Here is a 26,262-nt window from a genome sequence, read left to right on the forward strand (position 1 = left end):
GCTGACACGATGACTCGACGTGCGGCGGCCATCATCGGAGCGGCACTCTTCGTCGCGGCGGTGCTGCTCGGAGCGCTCGTCATGTTCGTGCCGATCGCGAGCGCGCCGGACACCGGCTGGCACGCACTGATGGTGCAGCTCCGAGCGCCATGGATGATCCACGTCGCGCTGTTCTTCGACTGGATCGGCGGAGGGTGGCGAGCAGTGCTCCTCGTACCGCTCGGCATCGCCGGTGCGCTGCTGGTGCTCCGCAGGCAGACGGAGGCGCTGTTCGCCCTCGCCGCCTTCGCGCTGAGCGCCGGGCTCGTGCAGGTCATCAAGCACATCGTCGGCCGGGCGAGGCCGGAGGACCTGCTCGTGGCATCCGACTTCGGTTCCTTCCCGTCCGGGCATACCGCCAACGCGGCGACGATCGCCGTGGTGCTGTGGCTGATCGCGCCCCGGCTCTGGGTGGCGGTTCTCGGAGCGCTGTGGACAGTGGCGATGGCGCTCTCCCGCACCATCCTCAGCGTGCACTGGCTGACCGACACGATCGGCGGCATCCTCGTGGGCGCCGGAGCGACCCTGCTGGTCGCCGCGCTGCTCTGGGGCTGGCTACGCTGGGATCGGCGCCCGCCGCAGCGCGCGCGCACCGTCTGACTCAGGAGGTCCCGTGCCGCAGATCCGCCCCTACCGTCCTGCCGACCGCGACGGCCTGTACGACGTGTGCGTGAAGACCGCGGACTCCGGAGCGGATGCCACGGGCATCCTCTCCGACGACCGGCTCTGGGGCGACGTGTGGGCTGTGCCGTACGCCGAGCGGCATCCCGACCTGTGCTGGGTGGTGGAGTCCGACGACGCACGCGTGATCGGCTACATCGTCGCGACGGATGACACGCTCTCGTTCGAACGCTGGTTCCACGACGAGTGGTGGCCGACGCGTGTCGGTGAGTATCCCGAGCCGCCGGTGACCGGTCACCCGCGGCAGGACTGGGTGATGTCCTACGCTGCCGCTCGCGGCGGGAACGACGAGCCGAACGCCGCCGAGTACCCGGCGCACCTGCACATCGACCTGCTGCCCGAGACCCAGGGCATGGGGCTGGGGCGCCGGCTCACGGAGCTGCTGTTCACGGAGCTCGCCGGTCGCGGCGTCGCGGGGCTGCACCTGGGCATGAACCCTGACAACATCGGCGCCGGCAAGTTCTACGAACGACTCGGCATGCAGGTGCTGCCCTCCGCCGAGGGCGTCCGCGTGTACGGGGTGAGGTTCGGGGCACCCTCCGCGATCGGATAGACTGTTCAGGTTGTTCCTTGGTGACGTGTCCGAGCGGCCGAAGGAGCACGCTTGGAAAGCGTGTGTTGTGCAAGCAACCGCGGGTTCGAATCCCGCCGTCACCGCCAAAGACCCGAGCCCCCAGGACGAAGTCCCGGGGGCTCGGGTCTTTCCGATGGCGGTTGGCACTTCGAACAACAGGGCCCCACGACGCCGGAGGCTCCGCGCGCCGCCTTTCGCGCGCAACGCGACTTGCCGCGCCCAACGAGGCGGCGCGTGGAGGGGCGTCGAGGGACTCGAATCCCGCCGTCACCGCCAAAAGACCTGAGGCCCCGCGACTGCGGGGCCTCAGGCGTTTCCAGCCGGGCGTCCTAGAATCTCCTGGTGCCCACCCCGAAGATCGTGCTGTTCTATGCGTTCGCGCCGCTCGCCGACCCCGAGGCGATCCGGCTCTGGCAGCGCGACGTGTGCGAGCTGCTCGGACTGCGCGGACGTATCCTCATCTCGGCGCAGGGCATCAACGGCACGCTCGGCGGCGACCTGCCGAACGTGAAGAAGTGGCTGCGGAAGTTCCGCGAGCATCCGGCGTTCAAGACCGCCGACATCAAGTGGAGCGAGGGCACCGGCCTGGACGCCGACGGCCTGAGCCTGGACTTCCCGAAGCTCAGTGTGAAGGTGCGCGACGAGATCGTGTCGTTCGGCGCGCCGGACGAGCTCACCGTCGACGAGCACGGCGTCATCGGCGGGGGAGAGCGCCTGACCCCCGAGGCGCTGCACGAACTCGTCGCCGAACGCGGTGACGAGGTGGTCTTCTTCGACGGGCGCAACGCCCTCGAGGCGGAGATCGGCCGCTTCAAGAACGCGATCGTGCCCGACACCGAGACCACCCGCGACTTCGTCGGCCTGCTCGATTCCGGCGTCTACGACCACCTCAAGGGCAAACCCGTCGTGACCTACTGCACCGGCGGCATCCGCTGCGAGGTGCTCTCCAGCCTGATGACCGCGCGCGGCTTCGGCGAGGTGTACCAGCTCGAGGGCGGCATCGTCCGCTACGGCGAGCGGTTCGGCGACGACGGGCTGTGGGAGGGCTCGCTGTACGTCTTCGACAAGCGCGGGTCGGTCGATTTCTCCGACCACGCCGCCGTGATCGGCACCTGCGCCGGATGCGGCGCAGCGACCAACCGCACGGCGAACTGCCCCGACCCCTCGTGCCGCCGCCAGTTCGTGGTGTGCGGCACCTGCGTCGCCGTGCCCTGCGAGCAGCACGCCGCCGAGGTCACTTCCCGGTGACCACAGCCGCGCCGTCCCGGCGGCGCGGCAGCAGCGACCGCGGCACCAGCCGGGCGCCCAGGCGCGCCGGCGCACTGGACGACGCCCGCAGTGCCCGGTCCACCCGGGCCACCGCGCCGCCGAGACCGGATGCCTCATCGGAGCTCTCCGCGTAGGCCGCACGCTCCACGGCGCGGACCAGCGCCGTGACGTCTGCGGCGTCCGCCGTGCTCTCGGCCACGATCCAGGCGCCGCGAGTGCGCGCGGTGTCGGCGTCCGACACCGGCATCCGCAGGTCGACCATGGTCGCCTGCAGCTCGCGCCAGGCGGCCAGTGCGTCCCCGGCCGCGGCCCGGCGCAGCCTGGTGAATTGCACCGCGAGGCGGATCAGCGCGGGCAGCAGCAGTGCGACGAGCAGTCCGAACATCGTCCACAGGAACGGTGCCGGGTCCGCGGTCCGCAGGCCCCCGGTGCCGCCGTTCTGCGCGTCGGGATCTCTGAGCTCCTCGGGCGCCGCCGATGAGGGGGCAGCGGTCGGCGCGGTCGTCGGGCGCTCGGCCTCGGGGAGGTCGTCCCCGCCGCTGCTCGCCGCGCTGAACTCGGTCGGCACGCCCAGCGTGGCCGTGGGCTCGAACGGCACCCAGCCGATGCCTTCGAAGTGCACCTCCGGCCAGGAATGCAGCTGGTCGCTGTCCACCTGGTACACCGTGCGCTCGTCCCGGCGATCGTCGGTCGGGCGCCCTGGGAGGTATCCGACGACGATGCGCACCGGCATGTCCATGCTGCGGGCCATCAGCGCGAAGGCGCCGGCGAAGTGGATGCAGTACCCCGATCGCACCTCCAGGAACGCGGCCACCGCCTCGGCACCCGTCCCGTCGAACCCCTGATCGACGGGAGTCTCCAGCGAGTAGCTGAACTGACTGCGGAACCAGTTCTGCAGAGTGATCAGGCGATCGTAGTCGTTGGTGGCGTTCGCGGTGATGTCCCGGGCGGTCTCGGCGATGACCGGTGGGAGGCCGTCGGCGGTCTCGTCGACGTCGGCGCCTCCCGCATTCGCGGCGCGGATCTGCTCGAGCGTGGGCAGCACAGAGGTGGACGTGACCGTGTAGTCGGCGCCGTCGGCGTTCCGCGTCTCCGACGAGGCCGTGCGGTTCCCGGGCATGGCCCTCCAGCCGTTGCCGATGTCGCTGACCTCCTCGGCCGCATAGGGGAGCGGCAGGCGCGAGCTCGACATCCCGGTGACCCGGATGGAGGTGCTCCGCTCCTCGGTCTTCACCGACGACGCCCAATCGGGGGTGCCGAAGCCGTCTGCGATCGATTGGGCCGCCGGCCGATCAGGGCGCCAGACCTCCCCGTCGAAGCGGGAGAGCGTGGCCATCCGCAGGTACGGCGGGTTCAGGGCGTTCGTGACGACGGACATCACGGGCACGCTCTCCGGACGGCGCAGATCGTCGCCCAGTCGCAGGCTCGCGTCGACCCGCACCGACGGTCCGGTGCCGGGCAGGGTCGCCGAGACCGGCATCCCGGGGGCGACGACCAGCGCGATCACCACGGCGGTCGCGCCGACCGCGGTCGCCACCGACCCCGAGGTGCGTCGCGGCGCACGATCGTCGTGCCGTGCGCCGTACCGGAACAGGACCAGCACGAGCAGAGCCAGAAGCACGAACCACACGACGTTGACGCCGCCGCCGATGATGACCATCGGCACGGCGCCCACGACGGCGACCACGAGAGCGGTGGCGATCACGCAGCGCAGCGCGACGAGCTGGTCCAGGATGATGGCGAGCAGGCCGAAGGCGACGCCGAGCAGCACGGCCATGCCGACGGTGGCGTCGATCGGCGCGACGCCGTTCAGCACCTCTCCGAAGGCTCTGCCGAGATGCGCCCCGGCGAGGCGCAGTGCCGTCGGTGTCGGCACGATCCCCAACCAGGCCGCCTCGCGCACCAGCATCGCCGTCAGCGCCAGGGAGACCACCACGAGCTGCGCGAGCAGAGTCGTCCAGGCGCGCGCCGCCGCATGGCGGCCGCTGAGCAGCCTCCGCACCAGGATGCCGGTGAGAGCAGTGGCGACGATGACCACGACCACGACCGTGGTCCAGGTGCCCGGCTGCACCGCTGTGGTGTAGGGCCAGGCGGCGATCGCCGTGGCACCGGCGGCGAGCAGCGCTGGTGCGACGGGCGCGGTCCGGGCGTCGGGGTTGCGGACGCCCCAGGCACTCTGCGGCGACGGATCAGCCATGCTGCGCTCCCGGCATCGGGATGACGTCCTGCCAGGCCTCGGCGAGGTCGGTGCCCGCGTCGATCTCGGCTGTCCGCCAGCCATGCGCGGCCGCCGCGGGCAGCGCGCCCTCGCCGGGGCCTGCGGCGAACAGGATCGGCGCGGCCGCTCCCGCCGAGCGCAGCCGGTCCGCGTCCGCCTCGGACAGAGCACCGGTGATCACCACGAGCGGGCCGGGTGGTGAAGCGCCGATCACGGCCCCGATGTCGCGCGACTCGCCGCGCGGCGAGATCGTCGCAAGGGCGACAAGCAGGCCGTCGCGGTCATCCTCATGGCCGCGCAGCGACCCCAGCAGCTGCCCGGCGCTGTCGATCACGTCCACGCCGTAGCCGTCCTGCACCAGGCGGATCGCGACCGACGCGCACAGCGACACCGCCGTCTCGAAGAGCGGATCCGCTTCGATCCCGGGGCGGGCCCAGCGGGAAGCGGCGCGGTCGAGCACGACGATCGCGTCGGGGCTCGCCTCTTCCTCCTCCTGCCGCACCATCAGGTCGCCACGGTGCGCGGTGGCGCGCCAGTGGATGCGCCGCATCGAGTCGCCGGGGACGTAGTGCCGCGGGGTGAGATTGTCGCTGCCGGGGCCGAGACGGCTGGAACGCGAGTGCGCACTGCCGCCGGAGGCGCCCACGCGCACCGGCAGCGGATCGAGGGCGACCACCTGCGGCACGACCGTGATCGTGCTGGTGTCGCCGAACTGCTGCTCGCGCTGGGCGAGTCCGAACGGATCGACGGTGCGCAGCAGCAGGGGGCCGAGCGCCGAAACGCCGCGTCTCTCACCGGTGACCTGGTATCGCAGCGAAGCGCTGCCGCGCTCGTACTCCCCGGATGCATCGCCGCTGACGGCGGCGGGCAGTTCGTCGCGCCAGAGCCCGTAAGGCGCGCGCAGCGCCCGCAGGTCGAAGCGCACCGTCACCCGCGAGGTCTCGCCGACGGTGAGCAGGTCGGTCGAGATCACCCGCGAGACCGTGCCGCTGCGCCGCGGCAGATGCACGGCGATCGCGGCGACCAGCGGCAGCGCGAACAGCAGGACCGCCAGATAGATCAGCACGGGCGCGGCGACGAGGTTGGCCGCGATGACGAGCAGGATGCCGCACAGCAGGCACCCCACGCCGCGCAGGGTGAGCGGTCGCCGGCGCATGATCAGAGCCGCGCGGCGAGCGGCACGCGGACCCTGTCGAGGATCTGCGCCAGAGCGGCTTCGACGGGCTGGGCGCCCGCACGGTGCGCGCCGCGCGCGGGCAGCAGCCGGTGTGCGAACACGGGGGAGAGCAGCTCGGCCAGGTCGTCGGGGATGACGTAGTCGCGGCCGTCGAGGGCGGCGTGCACCTTGGCCGCGCGCACGAGCTGCAGAGTCGCACGGGGGCTCGCGCCGAGGTGCAGGCTCGGGTCCATCCGGGTGGCCTGGGCCAGCGCGACGGCGTACTCCTCGACGGCTTCCGCGACATGCACCCTGCGGGAGTGGGCGATCAGCGAGCGCACGGATGCCGCATCGGCCACCGGCGCCACGGCGGACAGCGGGTTGACGGTGTCGCGCTGACGCAGCATGAGGGCCTCGGCCGCGGCATCCGGGTATCCCATCGAGATGCGCATCATGAACCGGTCGCGCTGGGCCTCGGGCAGCGGGTAGGTGCCCTCCATCTCGAGCGGGTTCTGGGTCGCGACGACGAGGAACGGGTCGGGAAGCGGATGCGTCGAGCCGTCGACGGTGACCTGGCCCTCCTCCATCGCCTCGAGCAGCGCCGACTGGGTCTTCGGCGAGGCACGGTTGATCTCGTCGGCGATGACGATGTGCGCGAAGATCGCGCCGGGCTTGAACGCGAACTCACGCTCCACCGGGTCGTAGACCGAGACGCCGGTGACGTCGCCGGGGAGCAGGTCGGGGGTGAACTGGATGCGCCGCACCGTGGCGTCCACGCTCGCGGCCAGAGCGCGGGCGAGCATCGTCTTGCCGACACCGGGGACGTCCTCGATGAGCAGGTGCCCCTCGGCCAGCAGACAGACCAGAGCGCTGCGCACCGCATCCGGCTTGCCGTCGATGACCGCGCTGACGGAGGCGATGATCCGCGAGGTCTGCTCGGCGAACTGCTCGGCCGTGATCGAGGGTGCGTCGTCGGTCATGGAGTCCCTTTCGCCCGTCTGTGCGCGTTGATCGATCGTAACCCGCCCGGCACCCGGCCGGACCCTGAGCGAGCGAAGCGAGACGAAGGGCCTTCGGATGTCCGGTAGACTGTTCAACGGCTCTCCGCGTGACGACACCCAGGCCAATTCCCCCAGGACGGAAACGTAGCAAGGGTAACCGGGCTCTGTCGGGTGCGCGGAGGGTCTTTTCTTTGCCCGTTTCCGCTCTGTTCACAGCGGATGCTGGCACGATGGCGACCGTGCATGCGACCCGAACCGCGCCGACGAAGCCGACCCGGCGCAGGCCCGCGCGCCGGCGTCCGAGCCGCGCGAACGCCGCCCGCCGACGGACGACGCGCAGCAGGGCCCGCGCTCGCCGCCTGCGCGGCTTCGCGATCGGCGGGTTGATCGCGGCGGTCGCCGCGCTGCTGGTGATGGTCCCGCTGCGGATGGCCGAGCCGCCGTCGCTGTGCGCGGCCGACCCGGCATCCTTCCCCGCGACGGGCGTGGCCGGCTGGCACGGCGACCAGCTCGAGAACGCCGCCACGATCGTCCGTACGGCTTCGGCGCTGGGCTTCGCCCGCGACGGCCAGATCCTCGGGGTGATGACGGCGATGGGCGAGAGCAGCCTGCACAACATCGACTACGGCGACTGGGAGACCCGCGGCTTCACCAACCCCGACGGCAGCCGCACCACCAGCATCGGCCTGTTCCAGCAGCAGACGTGGTGGGGGAGCGTCGAGACCCGGATGGATCCCGCGGGAGCCGCCGGCCTGTTCTACGCGAAGCTCGCGAAGCTCGACGGCTGGCAGAGCATGCCGCCGACGCAGGCGATCCACCGGGTTCAGGTGAACACCGACCGCGACTACTACGCGCAGTTCGAGGACGACGCTACGAGGGTGGTGGACGCGCTGTCGGGGGAGTGCGCCTGACGGGTTTCCCCGTCCGCGGCCGAGGCCGCACGTCCCGCCTCCGGCATAGGCTGGCCCCGTGGCGCAGAGCATCTACATCACATCCGCCGAGGGGCACACCGGCAAATCCACGATCGCGCTGGGAGTGCTCGACGCACTGATGCGCGTCTCGCCACGGGTGGGGGTGTTCCGGCCCATCGCGCGATCGACCACCGAGCGTGATGACATCCTCGAACTGCTGATCGCGCACGACGGCGTGCAGCTCGATTACGACGAGTGCATCGGAGTCACCTACGACGACGTGCGCGCCGACCCCGACACGGCCCTCGCCACCATCGTCGCGCGTTTCAAGGCCGTCGAGGCGCAGTGCGACGCCGTCGTCGTGCTCGGCAGCGACTACACCGACGTGGCCAGTCCCGCCGAGCTGGGGTACAACGCCCGCGTCGCCGCCAACCTCGGCGCCCCGGTGCTGCTGGTGCTCTCGGGTCGCGATCAGCAGACCCAGGCCGAGCGGCTCGGAACCACCACGGCCCGCACACCGGCGCAGGTCGGGCAGATGGCCTCGCTCGCCCTCGCCGAGCTCGCCGCCGAGCGCGCCGAGCTGTTCGCCGTGATCGTCAACCGCGCCGACCCGGATGCTCTGCAGCAGACCGTCGAGATCGTCGAAGCAGCTCCGCCCAAGCGCACTCCGGTGTGGGCCATCCCGGAGGACCGCTCGCTCGTGGCGCCCTCGATGCGCGGCGTGCTGCGCGCCGTCGACGGCCGGCTGCTGAAGGGCGACCCGGCCCTGCTCGACCGGGAGGCCCTCGATGTCGTCATCTCGGGCATGTCGATGGTCAACGTGCTGCCGCGCATCACCGAGGGCGCCGTCGTGGTGATCGCCGCCGACCGCACGGAGGTGCTGCTCGCAGCACTCCTGGCATCCGCCTCGGGCACCTTCCCGCAGATCGCGGGAATCGTGCTGAACGGACCCTTCGAACTGCCCGAGCCCATCGAGCAGCTGCTGGAGGGCTTCGAGATCGGCGTGCCGATCGTGGCGACCGATCTCGGCACCTTCGACACGGCCACACACATCATGAACACCCGCGGTCGGCTCAGCGTGCAGTCGGGTCAGCGCTACGACAAGGCGCTCGGCCTGTTCCAGCGCAACGTCGACCTCACCGAGCTGACCATCGAGCTGGGGCTGGCCGAATCGTCGGTCGTCACGCCGCTGATGTTCGAGTACGGGCTGATCGAGCGGGCCCGCGCCGACCGCAAGCGCATCGTGCTGCCGGAGGGCGGTGACGACCGCATCCTGCGTGCCGCGGCGATCCTGCTCGCCAGGGACGTCGCCGACCTGACCATCCTCGGCGACGAGACCGACATCCGCGCCAGGGCGAGCGCGCTCGGCCTCGACCTCGGCGCCGCGCAGATCCTCAGCCCCACCGACCCGGAGCTCGTGGAGCGCTTCGCCGCCGAGTACGCGCGCCTGCGCGCGCACAAGGGCGTCACCATGCAGCAGGCCGCCGACACCGTCACCGACGTCTCGTACTTCGGCACGATGATGGTGCACCTGGGCCTCGCTGACGGGATGGTCTCGGGCGCCGCGCACACGACAGCGCACACCATCCGCCCCGCGTTCGAGATCATCAAGACGCGGCCGGGCGTGGAGGTCGTCTCGAGCGTGTTCTTGATGGCGCTCGCCGACCGGGTGCTCGTCTACGGAGACTGCGCCGTCATCCCCGAGCCCACCAGCGTGCAGCTCGCCGACATCGCGATCTCGTCGGCGGCGACCGCACGGCAGTTCGGGATCGATCCCCGGGTGGCGATGCTGTCGTATTCGACGGGGGAGTCCGGGTCGGGCGCCGAGGTCGACAAGGTGCGAGCCGCGACGGCGCTGGTCCGCGAGCGTGCCCCGGAGCTGCCCGTCGAGGGGCCGATCCAGTACGACGCGGCGGCCGACGCCGCCGTCGCGCGTGCCAAGCTGCCCGATTCGGCCGTGGCGGGCCGCGCGACCGTGTTCGTCTTCCCCGACTTGAACACCGGCAACAACACCTACAAGGCCGTGCAGCGCTCGGCCGGCGCCGTGGCGATGGGCCCGGTGCTGCAGGGGCTCAACAAGCCGATCAACGACCTCAGCCGCGGCGCCCTCGTCGACGACATCGTGAACACCGTCGCGATCACCGCGATCCAGGCTCAGGGAGAGAACCGATGACCGCCGTCCTCGTGATCAACAGCGGCTCCTCGTCGCTGAAGTACAGCCTGCTCGACATGGACCGCGAGACCGAGCTGGCCAGCGGGCTGATCGAGCGGATCGGCCAGTCCTCCGGCATCGTCTCGCACACGATCCGGCAGACGGCGGGGCCTGGCGAGCCGGCGCCGACGATGCTGGATGCCACGGCGAAGACCGAGCGACCCGTGGCCGACCACGATGTCGCGTTCGCCGTCATGCTCGAACAGTTCGCCGCGCACGGGCCGTCGCTCGACGAGTTCCCTCCGGTCGCGGTCGGTCATCGTGTGGTGCACGGCGGCGCCCGGTTCTTCGAGCCCACCGTGATCACCCCGCTGGTCGAGATCAACATCGAAGACCTCGCGGTGCTCGCCCCGCTGCACAACCCGGCGAACGTCGCCGGAATCCGGTCCGCGCGCAAGGCGTTCCCCGTCGTGCCCCACGTCGCCGTCTTCGACACCGCGTTCCACCAGACCCTGCCACCCGCCGCGTACACCTACGCGATCGACGCGGAGCTCGCGCACGCGCACCGCGTGCGCCGGTACGGCTTCCACGGCACCAGCCACAAGTACGTCAGCGAGCAGGCGGCCGCCTTCCTCGGACGGGATGCCGCAGAACTGCGCCAGATCGTGTTCCACCTCGGCAACGGGGCATCCGTCACCGCGATCCGCGGCGGCGAGTCGGTCGAGACCTCGATGGGTCTCACGCCGCTCGAGGGGCTCGTGATGGGCACCCGCTCCGGCGACATCGACGCCGCGGCGCTGTTGCACCTGGCCCGCCGCGCGGGCATGAGCACGGACGACCTCGACGCTCTGCTGAACAAGCGCAGCGGCCTGCTGGGGCTGGCGGGACGCAGCGACATGCGCGACATCCTCGCCGGGCGCGAGGCGGGAGAGGATGCCGCGACGCTGGCCTACGACGTCTACATCCACAGGCTGCGGGCCTATGCCGGTGCGTACATCGCGCAGCTCGGCGGGGTCGACGTGATCTCGTTCACCGCCGGCGTCGGCGAGAACGCAGCGCCTGTGCGCGCGGACGCCCTGGCGACGCTGGGCTTCCTCGGCGTGCGCATCGATCCGGAGCGGAACGCTCAGCGCGGCGGCATCCGGCGCATCTCCGCCGACGACTCGACTGTCGAGGTGCTCGTGGTGCCCACCGACGAGGAACTGGAGATCGCGCGGCAGACGCTCGCCGTGGTCTGAGGGCGGGGTGCGTGACTACCCTGGACACATGCCCGAGTCCCAGCCCGACCTTCGCGCCGCTGCCGGAATCCTCTTCGACCTCGACGGCGTGCTCACCCCCACGGCCGAAGTGCACATGCGCGCCTGGCAGGCCGTGTTCGACGACGTGTTCGCGCACTGGGGCATCACTCCGCCCTACACCGATGCCGACTACTACGCGCACGTCGACGGCAAGAAGCGCTACGACGGGGTCGCTGCGGTGATGCGCAGCCGCAACGTCGAGATCCCGTGGGGGCACGTCGACGACGCTCCCACGGAGGACACGATCTGCGGCATCGGCAACCGCAAGAACGCCGCGTTCGCCGCCGAGCTGCGCAGCGGCGGCATCGCCCCGTACCCCGGATCGCTCGCGCTGATCGAGCAGCTGCGGGCTGCCGGTGTTCCGATGGGCGTCGTGTCGAGCTCGAAGAACGCCGAGGAGGTGCTCGGCTCCGCCGGCATCCGCTCCTTCTTCACCGTCGTGATCGACGGCGTCGTCGCCGAGCGCGACCACCTCGCCTCCAAGCCCGCTCCGGACATGTTCCGCGCCGGCGCCCTCGCCCTCGGCGTCGAGCCGGCCGAGGCGGTCGCCGTCGAGGACGCGGTCTCGGGCGCGGCATCCGCAGCATCCGCCGGGTACGGCGCCGTGATCGGCGTCGACCGCGGCGCGGGTGAGACGGCCCTGCGGGATGCCGGTGCGACGAGTATCGTCGATGATCTCGCCCGCCTGCTGGCATCCTGATCCTTTCATCCGAACGACCAGAGGGAGCCGAAGTGTTCGACAGCGACCGTTACTCGTCCGACCCCTGGCGTCTCGTCGAGAGCCGCTACGACGGGGACGGCCTGCCCGAGACCCTGTTCACGGTGGGCAACGGATATCTCGGTCTGCGCGGCAACCACATCGAAGGCCGCGGCGCGCACGAGCACGGCACGTTCATCAACGGCCTGCACGAGACCTGGCCCATCCGCCATGCCGAGCAGGCGTACGGATTCGCCGAGGTCGGGCAGACGATCATCAACGCGCCGGATGCCAAGATCATGCGCGTCTACGTCGACGACGAGCCGCTGTCGTTCGACGAGGCCGACGTGCGCGAGTACTCTCGCACGCTTGACATGCGCACCGGAGTGGTGCACCGCGACGTGCTGTGGGTGACCCCCTCGGGCAAGCGGGTGCGGCTGCGCGATGAGCGGATGGTGAGCTTCGACGAGCGCCACCTCGCAGTCATGCGGCTCGAGCTCGTGGTCGAGAACGCGGATGCCCCGGTCACCGTCAGCTGCCAGCTGCTGAACCGCCAGGACGGCGGCACCGTCTACACCGGCACGCCGGAGGCCGCGCAGAAGGCGGCGGCGGGCAAGGCCGGATTCGACCCGCGCAAGGCCGAGAAGATCACCGAGCGGGTGCTGCAGCCGGATGAGTACTGGCAGGACGGGCTGCGCGCAGCATTGTCGTACCGGGTGGCGGATTCGGGTATGACGCTGGCCGTCGTCGCCGACCACGTGATCGAGACCGAGAACGACTACAGCGCCCGACAGCTGATCGAGCCCGACATCGCGAAGAACGTCTTCCGGGTGCAGGCCAAGGCGGGCGTGCCGATCCGGCTCACCAAGCTGGTCAGCTACCACACGTCGCGGGGCGTGCCTCCGCGCGAGCTGGTCGACCGCTGCCGCCGCACGCTCGACCGCGCCGCCGTCGAAGGCGTCGACGCGCTGTTCGCCCGGCAGGCCGAGTGGCTCGACGCGTTCTGGGAGCGCAGCGACGTGCTCATCGGCGGGCACGACGACCTGCAGCAGGCCGTGCGCTGGTGCCTGTTCCAGCTGGCGCAGGCGTCGGCACGGGCCGACGGCGCCGGAGTGCCGGCGAAGGGGCTCACCGGATCCGGCTACAGCGGGCACTACTTCTGGGACACCGAGATCTACGTGCTGCCGTTCCTCACGTACACGTCGCCGCAGTGGGCGCGCAACGCGCTGCGGGCGCGGGTGCTGATGCTGCCGGCGGCGCGCCGCCGGGCGGCGCAGCTGAACGAGGCGGGGGCGCTGTTCCCGTGGCGCACGATCAACGGCGAGGAGGCCTCGGCGTACTACGCGGCGGGCACCGCGCAGTACCACATCAACGCCGACGTCAGCTTCGCGCTGGGCAAGTACGTGTACGCCACCGGCGACGTGGAGTTCCTGCGCAGCGAAGCCGCCGACATCGCCGTCGAGACCGCGCGGCTGTGGGCGACGCTCGGGTTCTGGCGCGGCACGAACGGGGACTCGAGCTTCCACATCCACGGCGTCACCGGTCCGGACGAGTACACGACCGTCGTCAACGACAACCTGTTCACCAACGTGATGGCCCGGCACAACCTGCGCCTGGCCACCCGCGTGGTGCGCGAGCTGGCGGAGAAGTCGCCGGAGGCCTACGCCGCCCTGGTCGCCCGCACCGGCCTGGACGCCGGGGAGCCGGACGGCTGGGAGCGCGCCGCCGAGGCCATGCACATTCCCTACAGCGAAGGGCTGGGCATCCACCCGCAGGACTCGCTGTTCCTGGAGCGCGAGGTCTGGGACCTGGCGAACACGCCGGACGATCAGCGCCCGCTGCTGCTGCACTTCCACCCGCTGGTGATCTACCGGTTCCAGGTGCTGAAGCAGGCGGACGTGGTGCTCGCGCTGTTCCTGCAGGGCAGCCACTTCACCGCCGAGGAGAAGCTCGCCGACTTCGACTACTACGACCCGCTGACCACCGGTGACTCCACGCTGTCTGCCGTGGTGCAGTCGATCCTCGCCGCCGAGGTGGGATACCAGGACCTGGCGCTCGAGTACTTCCGCGAGGCGCTGTACGTCGACCTGCACGACCTGCACAACAACGCCACCGACGGAGTTCACGTGGCGTCGGCCGGTGGCGTGTGGTCGGCGCTGGTGAGCGGCTTCGGCGGCATGCGCGACTACGCCGGCGAGCTGAGCTTCGACCCGCGACTGCCCGCGGAGTGGCCCTCGCTGGAGTTCCCGCTGCAGTGGCGCGGGTCGTCGCTGCGGGTGACGATCACCCGCGGGGAGCTGCGGATGACGGTGCTGTCGGGTGACCCCGTCTCGTTCACCGTGCGGGGTGCCGCGCACACGGCGTCGACGGATGCGGATGCCGTGGTGCTGCTCGCCGGTCAGGGGCCGGTGCGCCCCGGCCGCCCGACCCTGCGCCAGTTCGCGGATGCCCGTCGCGAGGACGGCACTCTGATGTCGCCGACGGTGCCGGTCACCACGACGATCCCGGTGATCGAGGTCGACTGAGTCCCGTGTCCGGGGCACACCGTAGGCTGTTCTGGTGACCACAGCCCTCTACCGCCGCTACCGGCCCGAGAACTTCGGGGAGATGATCGGTCAGTCCCAGGTGACCGACCCGCTCATGACCGCCCTCCGCGGTGACAGGGTGGGTCACGCCTACCTGTTCTCCGGTCCCCGCGGGTGCGGAAAGACCACGTCGGCCCGCATCCTGGCGCGGTGCCTGAACTGCGCCGAGGGGCCCACCGACACCCCGTGCGGCGTGTGCCCGAGCTGCGTCGAGCTGTCGCGCAACGGCGGCGGCTCGCTCGACGTCGTCGAGATCGACGCGGCCAGCCACAACGGCGTCGACGACGCCCGCGACCTGCGCGAGCGGGCCACGTTCGCGCCCAGTCGTGACCGGTACAAGATCTTCATCCTCGACGAGGCGCACATGGTCACGCCGCAGGGCTTCAACGCCCTGCTCAAGCTCGTCGAGGAGCCGCCGGCGCATGTGAAGTTCATCTTCGCGACCACCGAGCCCGAGAAGGTGCTCGGCACCATCCGCTCCCGCACGCATCACTACCCGTTCCGGCTCGTGCCGCCCGCGGCCATGCTCGAGTACGTCGAGAAGCTCTGTGTCGAAGAGGGCGTGCAGGTCGAGGAGGGCGTGCTCGCTCTCGCCGTCCGCGCCGGCGGCGGATCCCCCCGCGACACCCTCTCGCTGCTCGACCAGCTCATCGCCGGCTCCGAGGACGGCAACGTCACGTACGCGCGCGCCGTGGCGCTGCTCGGCTACACGCACGCCGAACTGCTCGACGAGATCGTCGACGCGCTCGCCGCCGGCGATGCCGCAGCGGCGTTCCCCGCGGTCGACCGCGTGGTGCAGACGGGCCAGGACCCGCGGCGATTCGTCGACGACCTGCTCGAGCGGCTGCGCGATCTCATCGTGATCGCCGCCGTCGGCGACGGCGCCTCCGCCGTGCTGCGCGGCATCCCCGCCGACGAGCTGCAGCGGATGCAGGCGCAGGCCGTCGCGTTCGGATCTGTGCGACTGTCGCGCACCGCCGATGTCGTGAGCCAGGCGCTCGACGACATGACCGGCGCGACCTCGCCGCGACTGCACCTCGAGCTCATGGTTGCGCGCGTGCTCGCGAGCGCCGGCGAGGGCGCGGCTGTCGCGGCTGCACCGACTGCTTCTGCTCCGGCTGCCTCTGCTCCGGCTGCCTCTGCTCCAGTCGCCTCTGCTCCAGTGGCTTCTGCCCCGGTCGTCGAGCGAGCGACGAAGGAGCGAGACGAGACGCCTTCAGCCTCCGCGGAGCCCTCAGCACCGACTCCCGCGCCGGCGCCCGAGACGCCAACTCCCGACGTTTCGTCTGCGCCTCGTTCCTCGGCTCCGCTCAACGACCCGGAGCAGGACGCGCCCCCCGCGCCGACCGGCCCCGTCACCTTCGAGCGCATCACGGCCGAGTGGCCGGCGGTGCTCGACAAGCTGGCGTCGATCAACCGCAACGCGTGGCTGCTCGTCACCGGTGTGCAGCCCCTCGCGTACGCTGACGAAGTGCTCACCCTCGGCTTCGCGACACCGTCCGACGTCACGAAGTTCAAGGGGCCGACGCCTGGTCCCGGGCCGTCTGATCACCTGCGCACCGCGATCGAGCAGCAAATCGGCGTCCGCGTGAAGTACCGCCCGGCCCCGCTGCCGTCCGGCAACGCACCTGGTGGGGGAGCACGCTCGCCGCAGGGCGGACCGGAGCAGGGCGGAGCATCCGCTGCCGCTGACCCTGCGCCCGCCGACCCTGCGCCGGCGCGCGCCGAGCACCAGGGTGACACCGCGCCCGCCTCCGGCTGGGCGACGCCGGGCGTGCCGCAGGCCGGTGCCCCCGACCCCGCTCCCGTCGCGTCAGCAGCGCAGCTGGGTACGCCCGCGGCATCGCAGTCGCAGGCTGGGCCCTCCACCCGCCCGACGCAGTCCCGCCCGTCGGCATCCGCCGCAGCGCCGGTGACGGAATGGGCGGTCGCGCCCATCCCCGCTGCGCACGAGGAACCGGTGCAGCCGCAGTTCGCGGTCGACGAGGAGCCCGCCGAGGTCGAGTCCGCGGCGTCCGCACCTGTGCCGCCGGTCGACGGCACGATCGACCGTGACGAGCCGCCGCTGCCGGGCGACGATGAGCCCCCGTACGACGACGAGCCGCCGTACGACCCGCACTACGACGCCGCACCGCCCGACGCCGGCGGCCGGATGCCGGGCGCCCAGGCGCCCGGCCGCCAGGCCCCGGTGCAGCAGGCGCCAGCGCAGCAGGCCCCGATGCAACAGGCGCCAGCGCAGCAGGCTCCGCGGGCCTCCGCCCCGCAGCGATCCGCGCCGTCGGCTGCCGCCCCGGTCGTCACCAGCCGCTCGTCCGCCCCGGACGGCGTGGAGCGCCGCGGCGAGGCCGTGATCCGCCAGGTGCTCGGCGCGACGTTCATCCGCGAAGAGCCCTTCGAGCCCCAGACGAGGTTCAACTGATGTACGACGGCATCGTCCAGGAGTTGATCGACGAGTTCGGCCGGCTCCCCGGCATCGGCCCGAAGTCGGCCCAGCGCATCGCATTCCACATCCTGCAGACCCCGTCGTTCGACGTGGCGCGCCTCGCCGAGCTGCTCACCGAGGTGCGCGCCCGCGTGCGCTTCTGCGAGATCTGCGGCAACGTCTCCGAGCAGGACCGCTGCGCGATCTGCCGCGACCCGCGCCGTAACGCCGCACTCATCTGCGTGGTCGAGGATGCTAAGGATGTGGCAGCGATCGAGCGCACCCGCGAATTCCGCGGGCTGTACCACGTGCTCGGCGGCGCGATCAGTCCGATCGCCGGTGTCGGCCCCGACGACCTGCGCATCGCTCAGCTGATGACCCGACTCGCCGACGGCACCGTGCAGGAGGTCATCCTCGCGACCAACCCCAACCTCGAGGGCGAGGCGACGGCGAGCTACCTCAGCCGCCTGCTGACGACGATGGAGATCACGGTCTCGCGCCTGGCATCCGGTCTGCCCGTCGGCGGCGACCTGGAGTACGCCGACGAGGTCACCCTCGGCCGGGCGTTCGAAGGACGGCGCCGGCTGTGAGCCCGCACGGCGGCTTCACCCGCAAGGGCTGGATCCTCTTCGCGATCATGTCGATCGTGTGGGGCATCACCTACCTCTTCATCAAAGAGGCCGTCGAATCGTACTCGCCCCCGGCCGTGGTGGCCGCCCGCACGCTTCTCGGTGCGCTCGTGCTCCTGCCCTTCGCGATCCGATCGGGTGCCCTCAAGGCCGCGCTCAAGGTGTGGCCGTGGGTGCTCGCGTTCGGCGCCGTCGAGATGGCAGGGCCCTTCCTGCTGCTCAGCCACGCCGAGACCCAGCTGCCGTCGGGGCTGACCGGACTGCTGGTGTCGACGGTCCCGCTGTTCGCCGTGGTCATCGCCCTGATGCGGGGCGACCGCTCCGTGCTCGCGCCGACCCGCCTGGGCGGGTTGCTGGTCGGCTTCGCCGGCGTCGCGATCGTGGTCGCCGGCCCGGGGCTGTTCGCACACGGCACGGCGAGCTACATCGCGATCGGCGAGATCCTGCTCACCGCCGTGCTGTACGCGATCGCGCCGTTCATCATCGCTCACAAGCTGGCCGACGTGCCGTCGATCGGCACCATCACGCTCGCGCTCCTCGTCGTCGGCCTCGCCTACCTGCCGGCCGGCATCCTCACCCAGCACGACGTGCCCACCATCCGCTCGACCGTGTCGCTGGTTCTGCTCGGCGTGATCTGCACCGCCCTGGCGTTCGTGTTCTTCTTCGCACTGATCCGCGAAGTCGGCCCGGTGCGCGCACCGCTGTTCACCTACGTCAACCCGGTGGTCGCGATCATCCTCGGCACGATCCTGGTCGGCGAGCCCGTCACCGCAGGGCTGCTGATCGGCTTCCCGATCATCCTCATCGGATGCTGGTTCGCCGCCACCGGCGGCAGACTGAAGTCCGGGGAGGCCGATCTGACCACCGGACCGGTGACGACAGCCGAGACCGCCGAGGTGATCTGCGACGGGCCGCCGCCCGAGCCGGATCCCACTCGCTGATCGACACGACCCTCGGCCCCGAGCCGCAGAACTCTGCTCGAGGGCAGTATCCAGCTCGCGCGGCATATTCCTGCTCACGCGGCAGTCCTCGACGCGTCCCGTGGTTGGCGCTGCACTTTGTTGCTCACGCGCCTCGAATATGCGCCGCGCGCGCCGAGAAATGCAGCGCGACCTGCCGGATCCGGCGGAAGGACTAACCCCGGCGGATCGCCTTCCCCAGCGTCACGAGCAGCAGCACGAACCCGGCGCCGATCAGGATATGGCCCAGCCCGGCGATGCCCGAGATCGCTGCGGAACCCTTCACGCCGAGCACCTGCAACGAGCCGTGCCAGACCATCATCGCCGTGGTCAGCACGACTCCGGCGTTGTAGATCCAGAAGAACCAGCCGAACAGTCTGCTCTCCGACAGCCGGAACGTCTTCTCCAGCGCCAGCACGATGAGCGGCACGATCATGCCCAGCACGAGCAGGTGCGTGTGCGTGACGGCCAGCTGCCCTGGAAATCCCTCGGGGAAGCCGTTCGCCTTCGTGAACTCGCGGTAGAACAGGCCGGCGGCGAGGCCCAGCCCGGTGTACAGAGCCGTGGCGGAGAAGAGTTTCGTCAGCGCCGAGCGCTGGGTGCGGACATCGACGGATGCTTCGGTCATGTCTCCAGCCTCGCCGGAGCGACCCGCAGGCGGATCCATCGAAGGATCGAGTTCCGTGGCGCGCACTCGCGGCGCCCCAGGGGCAGAATCGAAGGATGAGCGACGCCTCCGTCTCGAGCCGGCATCGGATGCTGCGCACCGCGCGCGTCGCCCTGCACCTGATCGCCGTCTTGCTCGCCGTCGTGACCACGCTCCGCGCCGTCGTCGCCGGCCTCGCCCCGCTGCCGGCGATCCTCGCCGCCGTCGCGTTCCTGGGCTGGTACGGCGCCGGGGCCCTCCTGATCCAGGGTCCGGGCGCGCTCTGGTGGCTGGGCGGGCTCACCGTGCTCTGGGGTGGGATGCTGGTGATCTCACCGGAGTACGTCTGGCTGGCCTTCCCGCTGCTGCTGCTCGCCGGGCACCTGATCCGCGGCCGCGCAGCATGGATCTACGCCGTCATCGTCATGCTCGGGGCGGTCGTCGCGCCGGTGCTTCATCACACCCCGCTCACCTTCGCCCACATCGCCGGTCCCGTGCTCGGCGGCGCGTTCGCCGTTGCGATCTCGCTCGGCTACGACACTCTGCTGCGCGATGCCGCAGAGCGCGAACGCCTGATCGCCTCGCTGCTGCAGGCGCAGCACGAGACCGCCGCCCTGCAGGACGAGCTCGCCCGCACGCAGCACGAGGCCGGCGCGGCCAAGGAGCGCACCCGCCTCGCCCGCGACCTGCACGACACGATCGCTCAGGAGCTCAGCTCGGTCTCTCTCCTCGCCCGCACCGGCGGCGCGGAGCGGATGCCGCAGATCGACGCCCTCGCGCAGCACTCGCTCGTCGAGCTGCGCCGCATCGTCGCCTCCCTCGCGCCCGCCGAGCTGGAGGACTCGGCCCTCGCCGGCGCACTGGACAGGATGCTGGACGCGCTGCGCACGGATACCGGGATCGAGTCCGCACTGGACGTGTCCGAGCCGATGCCCGCGCTGCCGACCGGAGTGGAGGTCGCCTTCCTGCGCGTGGCGCAGTCGGCGCTCGCGAACGTGCGGCAGCACTCCGGCGCCGCACGCGTCGAGATCGGACTCGGTGCGGCCGACGGCCTCGCGCGCCTGGAGATCGCCGACGACGGCCGCGGCTTCGACCGGGCATCCGCCGGCCGCGCCGGGTCGTCATACGGGCTGATCGCGATGCGCTCGCGACTCGAAGAACTCGGCGGCGAGCTCGTCATCGACAGCACGCCCGGCGAGGGCACCCGGCTGACCGCGCGAGTTCCGCTCGCATCGTCGGCGGGCGTGACACGCGTTTTCGACCACGCGGTCGAAAATGCAGCAGGCGGGCCGTCCGCGGATGCGAAACCGACCACGCGGTCGGCGGGCGCGACACGCGTTTTCGACCACGCGGTCGATAGTGCCGCCGGCGCGTCGCCTGCGGATGCGAAACCGACCACGCGACCGCAGCGCGGCGCGGGAGAGGAGGCCGAGCGATGAGCATCCGGCTGCTCCTCGTCGATGACCATCCGATCGTGCGGGCGGGTCTCCGCGCGGTGATCGAGAGCCGTGGATTCGAGGTGATCGGCGAGGCCTCCACCGGCGAGGAGGCGCTCGCCGCAGCATCCGAACTGCACCCCGACGTCGTGCTCTGCGATCTGCGGCTGGGGGAGGGGATCGACGGGGTCGCCGTGACGGCGGCGCTGCGCGCGACGCCGTCGCCGCCCGCGGTCATCATCCTCACCACTTTCGACCACGACGCGCAGATCATCCGCGCGATCGAGGCCGGGGCCGCCGGCTACCTGCTCAAGGAGGTCGACACAGACACGATCGCGAGAGCGATCACGGATGCCGCATCCGTCGGCCTCGTCGGAGGCCTGGCAGACGACCGCCTGATCGGCGCGCTTCGCGCGCCACGCGTGTCACTGACCGCACGGGAACGCGAGGTGCTCCAGCTGGTCGATGAGGGCGCCGCCAACCGCGAGATCGCGAACCGGCTGTTCATCAGCGAGGCCACCGTGAAGACGCACGTCGTGCACCTGCTCGAGAAGCTCGGCGCTCCCAGCCGCACGGCGGCCGCCGCCGAGGCCCGCCGCCGCGGGCTGATCTGACACATACGCAATACGGCATGAACCCGCTCCGTAGAATGTGCGTGGGCTGATCGCCCGGTAATCCCAGGGAGTGAACGTGGCCCTCATCGTGCAGAAGTACGGCGGCTCGTCCGTCGCCGACGCCGACAGCATCAAGCGCGTAGCCAAGCGCATCGTCGACACCCGTCGCGCCGGGCACGACGTCGTCGTCGCTGTCAGCGCCATGGGCGACACCACCGACGAGCTGCTGGATCTCGCGCACGAGGTCGCCCCCATCCCTGCTCCGCGCGAGCTCGACATGCTGCTCTCCAGCGGCGAGCGCATCTCGATGGCGCTGCTGGCCATGACGATCCACTCGATGGGCTTCGAGGCGCGGTCGTTCACCGGCAGCCAGGCCGGCATGATGACCGACTCGCACCACGGCAAGGCGCGCATCGTCGACGTCACCCCGGTGCGGGTGCGGGAAGCACTCGACGAGGGCGCGATCGTCATCGTCGCGGGCTTCCAGGGCATCAACCGCGACACCCTCGACATCACCACGCTCGGCCGCGGCGGTTCCGACACCACCGCCGTCGCACTGGCAGCCGCGCTGAACGCGGACGTCTGCGAGATCTACAGCGACGTGGACGGCATCTTCACCGCCGACCCGCGCGTCATCCCCCAGGCGCGCAAGCTCGATCACGTCTCCAGCGAGGAGATGCTCGAACTCGCCGCCAACGGCGCCAAGGTGCTGTACATCCGCGCCGTCGAGTACGCGCGCCGGCACGGCGTCCTGATCCACGCCCGTTCGACCTTCTCGACGGCCGAGGGCACCTACGTTCTGGGCGAGGGAATGAAGAACCCCCGCGAATCCGAGGGAGCAGCCATGGAAGAACCCATCGTCGCTGGCGTCGCCACCGACCTCAGCCAGGCCAAGATCACCGTTTCCGGCGTTCCGGACGTGCCGGGCAAGGCGGCGGAGATCTTCACCGTCGTGGCCAAGTCGGGTGCGAACGTCGACATGATCGTGCAGAACGTGTCGGCGGCATCCACCGGACGCACCGACATCTCGTTCACGCTCCCCAAGGCGGATGCCGCATCCGCGCTCAAGGCACTCGCCGCGGAGCGCGGCGGCATCGGCTTCGACTCGCTGCAGCATGACGACCAGATCGGCAAGCTGTCGGTCGTGGGCGCCGGCATGCGCACGCACTCGGGGGTCTCGGCGATCCTGTTCGAGGCGCTGTCGACGGCGGGCATCAACATCGAGATGATCTCCACGTCCGAGATCCGCATCTCCGTCGTGCTGCGCGCCGACGAGCTCGCCGACGCGGCCCGCGCCGTGCACACCGCCTACGGTCTCGACAGCGAGATCGAGGCCGTCGTGCACGCCGGCACGGGGCGCTGAAGCTCGACGTCACACCGGCGCCGTGCCACCCACGGCACGGTAGACTCACCGCAACCCTGACATCGGCGCCGGGCGAAGCATCCGCGACCCGGGGCTGAGCCTGGCGTAACAGTCTGAACGCCAAGGACCCCAGTCATGACCCGCATCTCCGATTCCGGATACTCCGTCGCCGTCGTCGGCGCCACCGGCCAGGTCGGCCGCGTGATGCGCGAGATCCTCGCCGAGCGCTCGTTCCCCATCCGCGAGCTGCGCCTGTTCGCCTCCGCCCGCTCCGCAGGCACGAGCATCGACTTCGGCGGCGTCGACGTGATCGTCGAGGACGTCGAGACGGCGGATGCCGCGGGCATCGACATCGCCCTGTTCTCGGCCGGCGCGACCGCCAGCCGCGCATACGCGCCGAAGTTCGCGGCATCCGGTGCGGTCGTCATCGACAACTCCAGCGCCTGGCGCAACGACCCCGAGGTTCCGCTGGTGGTCAGCGAGGTCAACCCGCACGCGATCGACGAGCGTCCGCGCGGCATCATCGCCAACCCGAACTGCACGACCATGGCGGCCATGCCGGTGCTGAAGGCGCTGCATGCAGAGGCAGGCCTCGAGCGCCTGATCGTCTCGACGTACCAGGCCGTGTCCGGATCGGGCATCGCCGGCGCCGAGGAGCTGCTCGGCCAGGTGCAGGGCGTCCTCGCACAGGGCGACACGCTGCGACTGGTGCACGACGGCTCGGCCGTCGACTTCCCGCAGCCGGAGAAGTACATCGCCCCGATCGCCTTCGACGTCATCCCGTTCGCAGGCAACCTGGTCGACGACGGCGACAATGAGACCGACGAGGAGAAGAAGCTCCGCAACGAGAGCCGCAAGATCCTCGAGCTGCCGGGCCTTCGCGTCGCGGGCACCTGCGTGCGCGTCCCCGTCTTCACCGGGCACTCGCTGTCGATCCACGCCGAGTTCGGCGCGGACATCACGCCCGACCGTGCCCGTGAGGTGCTGGCATCCGCTCCCGGCGTCACCCTCGAAGAGGTGCCGACGCCGCTGCAGGCTGCGGGCAAGGACGACAGCTTCGTGGGCCGGATCCGCGCCGACCAGTCCGCGCCAGAGGGCAAGGGGCTCGTGCTGTTCATCAGCAACGACAACCTGCGCAAGGGTGCGGCGCTGAACGCCGTGCAGATCGCCGAGCTGGTCGCCGAGCGCATCGGCGCACCCGTCGCCTGACGGCGTCCGCCGCGGCGAATATCGACGTCGGGATGGACGTGACGGCGAATCGCGCCCTGGTTCAGGCGAACTAGACTGGTGGGGTGACTGAATCCGTCGACGTCGTCCTGATCGGTGGTGGCATCATGAGTGCCACCCTGGGTACTCTGCTGCACGAGCTGCAGCCGGACTGGAAGATCGTTGCGTTCGAACGCCTGAGCGACGTCGCCGAAGAGAGCTCCAACGCGTGGAACAACGCCGGCACCGGCCACTCGGCACTGTGCGAGCTCAACTACACCCCCCGCGGTGAGGACCGCCTGCTCGACTCGAGCAAGGCGATCAACATCAACGAGCAGTTCCAGCTCAGCCGCGAGCTGTGGTCGTCGTGGGTTAAGCGCGGCATCCTCGACGGCCCCCAGACGTTCATCAACTCCACTCCGCACATGACCTTCGTGCGCGGCGAGAACGACGTGCAGTACCTGCGCGAGCGCTACGCCCTGCTCAAGGACGAGCCGCTGTTCGCCGGCATGGAGTACAGCGAGGACTCCCGCGTCATCAACCAGTGGGCGCCGCTGCTCATGCAGAAGCGCCGCAAGGGCGAGCCGTTCGCGGCCACCCGCAGCGTCGCCGGCACCGACGTCGACTTCGGCGCGCTCACCCGGCAGCTCTTCGACCACCTCCGCGAGAGCGGCGTGGACGTGCGCACGAACACCGAGGTGCGCAAGCTGAAGCGCGACAAGGACGGCAGCTGGCGCGTCAAGTACCGTCGCACGATCGGACGGGCTCCCGGCGACATCAAGGCGCGCTTCGTGTTCGTCGGCGCAGGCGGCTGGGCGCTCAAGCTGCTGCAGGGCTCGGGCATCCCCGAGATCCGCGGCTACGGATGCTTCCCGATCGGCGGTCAGTGGCTGAAGACCTCCGACCCGAAGATCGTCGCCCAGCACAAGGCCAAGGTCTACTCGCAGGCGCCCGTCGGCGCGCCGCCGATGTCGGTGCCGCACCTGGACACCCGCGTCGTCGACGGCGAGAGCAGCCTGCTGTTCGGCCCGTTCGCGACGTTCAGCCCGAAGTTCCTCAAGAACGGCGGGATGCTCGACATCGTCACCCAGGTGCGCCCGCACAACCTGGGCAGCATGCTCAAGGTCGCTTTCACGAACTTCGACCTCATCACCTACCTCGTCAGCGAACTGCTGAAGACGCCCAAGAAGAAGGTGGCCACGCTGCGGCAGTTCATGCCGACCGCCGCCGACGGCGACTGGGAGCTGCTGCAGGCCGGCCAGCGCGCGCAGGTGATGCGCGACGGCAAGCTGCAGTTCGGCACCGAGATCGTCGCGGCCGAGGACGGCTCGATCGCCGGTCTTCTGGGAGCCTCGCCGGGCGCGTCGACGGCGCCTCCGATCATGCTGCAGCTGCTCAAGCAGTGCTTCCCCTCGGAGTACGCGGGCTGGGAGCCCCGGCTGCGCGAGCTCGTCCCGACTCTGGGTGCGAAGCTGAACGACGATCGTGAGACCGCCGACATGGCGATGAGCGCGACGGCGGCGGCACTCGACCTGACGGCCTGACTCACGACCGTGGCGAAGCTCTACTTCCGCTACGGCGCGATGAACTCGGGCAAGTCGACGGCCCTGCTGCAGGCGGCCTACAACTACGAGGAGCGCGGCCAGCACGTGCTGCTCGCGAAGCCCGCGATCGACACCAAGGGTGCCTCGCAGATCGAGAGCAGACTCGGAGTCACCCGTGAGGTGGACTTCCTCATCGGCGCCGACGATGATGCCAGGGCGCTTTTCGCGTCCGAACGGGAGCGGATCCGGCAGCGGGACGCTGCGACGCTGTTGCCGCAACAGGTGGATGTCGCCTGCCTGCTTGTCGACGAGGCGCAGTTCCTCACCCCCGAGCAGATCGACGACTTGTTCCGCATCGCGGTGCTGGACGGCATCCCCGTGATGGCCTACGGCATCCGCAACGACTTCCTCACCCACGCCTTCCCCGGGTCGGCGCGGCTGCTCGCGATCGCGCACTCGCTGGAGGAGCTGAAGACGATCTGCCGCTGCGGGCGCAAAGCAGTGTTCAACGGCCGTCTGGTCGACGGGCGCTTCGTGTTCGACGGTGACCAGGTCGCCATCGACGGCGCCGCAGTGACGTACGAATCGCTGTGCGGCAACTGCTACCTCGACGAATCCGGCGGACGCCTGGCCTGACGGCGCCCGCCCCCGCCCGGCCGGTGAGGGGTCACAATCTGCGGCATTCGAGGCGCCGGACCCGACGTTTTCTGACCCCTCAAGAGGAGGCGGGCCGTCACCTCGTCATGAGGGGTCAGAAAACGTCGGGTTCGCGCGGCCACATCCCACGTTTTCTGACCCCTCACAGATGGGCGGGCAGCCGTTGCGTGGTCTGACCACAGGGGATAACCTGTGGTCAGACCAT

The 26,262-nt window shown here is 70.6% G+C and carries 21 protein-coding genes, 1 tRNA gene and 1 other RNA gene; 19 read left to right on the plus strand and 4 right to left on the minus strand.

All coding sequences use genetic code 11. From position 1 onward, the window contains the following. The first annotated feature begins 9 nt into the window (after positions 1–9). The 4 genes from DY023_RS08065 to trhO all read left to right on the plus strand — a co-directional run bounded on the left by DY023_RS08065 (position 10) and on the right by trhO (position 2,542). On the plus strand, positions 10–639 hold the full coding sequence (locus DY023_RS08065; RefSeq protein ID WP_116241823.1) for a phosphatase PAP2 family protein: 630 nt from the start codon (positions 10–12) through the stop codon (positions 637–639). A gap of 13 nt (positions 640–652) precedes the next feature. Then, the gene (locus tag DY023_RS08070; RefSeq protein ID WP_116241824.1) at positions 653–1,273 is read left to right on the plus strand and encodes a GNAT family N-acetyltransferase; all 621 of its coding nucleotides are present in this window, start codon (positions 653–655) and stop codon (positions 1,271–1,273) included. 19 nt (positions 1,274–1,292) lie between these two features. Then, a tRNA-Ser gene (locus DY023_RS08075) sits at positions 1,293–1,380 on the plus strand. Positions 1,381–1,636: 256 nt separating this feature from the next. After that, a complete protein-coding gene (trhO, locus tag DY023_RS08080; RefSeq protein WP_116241825.1) occupies positions 1,637–2,542 on the plus strand; it encodes an oxygen-dependent tRNA uridine(34) hydroxylase TrhO in 906 nt (301 codons plus the stop codon). Here trhO and DY023_RS08085 read toward each other — a convergent pair. Genes DY023_RS08085 through DY023_RS08095 form a run of 3 tightly spaced genes read right to left on the minus strand, consistent with a single transcriptional unit; the run spans position 2,529 to position 6,917 of the window. After that, positions 2,529–4,760 carry a transglutaminase TgpA family protein gene (locus DY023_RS08085; RefSeq protein WP_181905769.1) on the minus strand — a complete coding sequence of 744 codons (2,232 nt, stop codon included), beginning with the start codon at positions 4,758–4,760 and terminating at the stop codon, positions 2,529–2,531. The two genes, trhO and DY023_RS08085, sit on opposite strands and share 14 nt — an antisense overlap. Next, positions 4,753–5,937: a DUF58 domain-containing protein gene (locus DY023_RS08090; RefSeq protein WP_245958630.1), complete on the minus strand. Its 1,185-nt coding sequence runs from the start codon at positions 5,935–5,937 to the stop codon at positions 4,753–4,755. The genes DY023_RS08085 and DY023_RS08090 overlap by 8 nt, the downstream gene beginning before the upstream one ends. 2 nt (positions 5,938–5,939) lie before the next feature. Next, positions 5,940–6,917: an AAA family ATPase gene (locus tag DY023_RS08095; RefSeq protein ID WP_116241828.1), complete on the minus strand. Its 978-nt coding sequence runs from the start codon at positions 6,915–6,917 to the stop codon at positions 5,940–5,942. Between the two features lie 115 nt (positions 6,918–7,032). On the opposite strand from DY023_RS08095, the gene ffs reads away from it, so the two are divergent. The 9 genes from ffs (at position 7,033) to DY023_RS08140 (ending at position 18,573) form a co-directional block, all read left to right on the plus strand. Next, an RNA gene (gene ffs, locus DY023_RS08100) (signal recognition particle sRNA small type) lies at positions 7,033–7,129 on the plus strand. 39 nt (positions 7,130–7,168) lie between these two features. Next, positions 7,169–7,849, plus strand: a complete 681-nt coding sequence (locus tag DY023_RS08105) for a hypothetical protein (RefSeq protein ID WP_116241829.1) — start codon at positions 7,169–7,171, stop codon at positions 7,847–7,849. Positions 7,850–7,907: 58 nt separating this feature from the next. Continuing rightward, positions 7,908–10,022 carry a phosphate acetyltransferase gene (gene pta / locus DY023_RS08110; RefSeq protein WP_116241830.1) on the plus strand — a complete coding sequence of 705 codons (2,115 nt, stop codon included), beginning with the start codon at positions 7,908–7,910 and terminating at the stop codon, positions 10,020–10,022. After that, positions 10,019–11,239, plus strand: coding sequence for an acetate/propionate family kinase (locus DY023_RS08115; protein WP_116241831.1), 1,221 nt, complete (start codon positions 10,019–10,021; stop codon positions 11,237–11,239). Before pta ends, DY023_RS08115 begins: the two co-directional genes overlap by 4 nt. A gap of 28 nt (positions 11,240–11,267) precedes the next feature. Continuing rightward, positions 11,268–11,999 (plus strand): HAD family hydrolase, encoded by a 732-nt coding sequence (locus DY023_RS08120; RefSeq protein ID WP_116241832.1) that lies wholly within the window; start codon positions 11,268–11,270, stop codon positions 11,997–11,999. Positions 12,000–12,031: 32 nt separating this feature from the next. After that, positions 12,032–14,521: a glycoside hydrolase family 65 protein gene (locus DY023_RS08125; RefSeq protein ID WP_116241833.1), complete on the plus strand. Its 2,490-nt coding sequence runs from the start codon at positions 12,032–12,034 to the stop codon at positions 14,519–14,521. Between the two features lie 34 nt (positions 14,522–14,555). After that, positions 14,556–17,000, plus strand: coding sequence for a DNA polymerase III subunit gamma and tau (locus tag DY023_RS08130; RefSeq protein WP_181905770.1), 2,445 nt, complete (start codon positions 14,556–14,558; stop codon positions 16,998–17,000). After that, the gene (gene recR / locus DY023_RS08135) at positions 17,000–17,593 is read left to right on the plus strand and encodes a recombination mediator RecR (protein WP_116241835.1); all 594 of its coding nucleotides are present in this window, start codon (positions 17,000–17,002) and stop codon (positions 17,591–17,593) included. The genes DY023_RS08130 and recR overlap by 1 nt, the downstream gene beginning before the upstream one ends. Continuing rightward, entirely contained in the window at positions 17,590–18,573 is a 984-nt protein-coding gene (locus tag DY023_RS08140; RefSeq protein ID WP_116241836.1) for a DMT family transporter, read from the plus strand. Before recR ends, DY023_RS08140 begins: the two co-directional genes overlap by 4 nt. Positions 18,574–18,766: 193 nt before the next feature. On the opposite strand, the gene DY023_RS08145 is transcribed toward DY023_RS08140, so the two are convergent. Beyond that, entirely contained in the window at positions 18,767–19,219 is a 453-nt protein-coding gene (locus tag DY023_RS08145; protein ID WP_116241934.1) for a DUF2871 domain-containing protein, read from the minus strand. 95 nt (positions 19,220–19,314) lie between these two features. On the opposite strand from DY023_RS08145, the gene DY023_RS08150 reads away from it, so the two are divergent. The 6 genes from DY023_RS08150 (at position 19,315) to DY023_RS08175 (ending at position 26,036) form a co-directional block, all read left to right on the plus strand. Further along, positions 19,315–20,676: a sensor histidine kinase gene (locus tag DY023_RS08150; RefSeq protein ID WP_181905771.1), complete on the plus strand. Its 1,362-nt coding sequence runs from the start codon at positions 19,315–19,317 to the stop codon at positions 20,674–20,676. After that, entirely contained in the window at positions 20,673–21,287 is a 615-nt protein-coding gene (locus tag DY023_RS08155) for a response regulator (RefSeq protein ID WP_116241838.1), read from the plus strand. Before DY023_RS08150 ends, DY023_RS08155 begins: the two co-directional genes overlap by 4 nt. A gap of 76 nt (positions 21,288–21,363) precedes the next feature. After that, a complete protein-coding gene (locus tag DY023_RS08160; RefSeq protein ID WP_116241935.1) occupies positions 21,364–22,650 on the plus strand; it encodes an aspartate kinase in 1,287 nt (428 codons plus the stop codon). A gap of 135 nt (positions 22,651–22,785) precedes the next feature. After that, positions 22,786–23,859: an aspartate-semialdehyde dehydrogenase gene (locus tag DY023_RS08165; protein WP_116241839.1), complete on the plus strand. Its 1,074-nt coding sequence runs from the start codon at positions 22,786–22,788 to the stop codon at positions 23,857–23,859. 83 nt (positions 23,860–23,942) lie between these two features. Next, entirely contained in the window at positions 23,943–25,400 is a 1,458-nt protein-coding gene (gene mqo / locus DY023_RS08170; protein WP_116241840.1) for a malate dehydrogenase (quinone), read from the plus strand. Positions 25,401–25,409: 9 nt separating this feature from the next. After that, a complete protein-coding gene (locus DY023_RS08175) occupies positions 25,410–26,036 on the plus strand; it encodes a thymidine kinase (RefSeq protein ID WP_116241841.1) in 627 nt (208 codons plus the stop codon). Positions 26,037–26,262 lie beyond the last annotated feature (226 nt).

The organism is Microbacterium bovistercoris, assembly GCF_003387575.1.
In the GTDB taxonomy this organism is placed as follows: domain Bacteria; phylum Actinomycetota; class Actinomycetes; order Actinomycetales; family Microbacteriaceae; genus Microbacterium; species Microbacterium bovistercoris.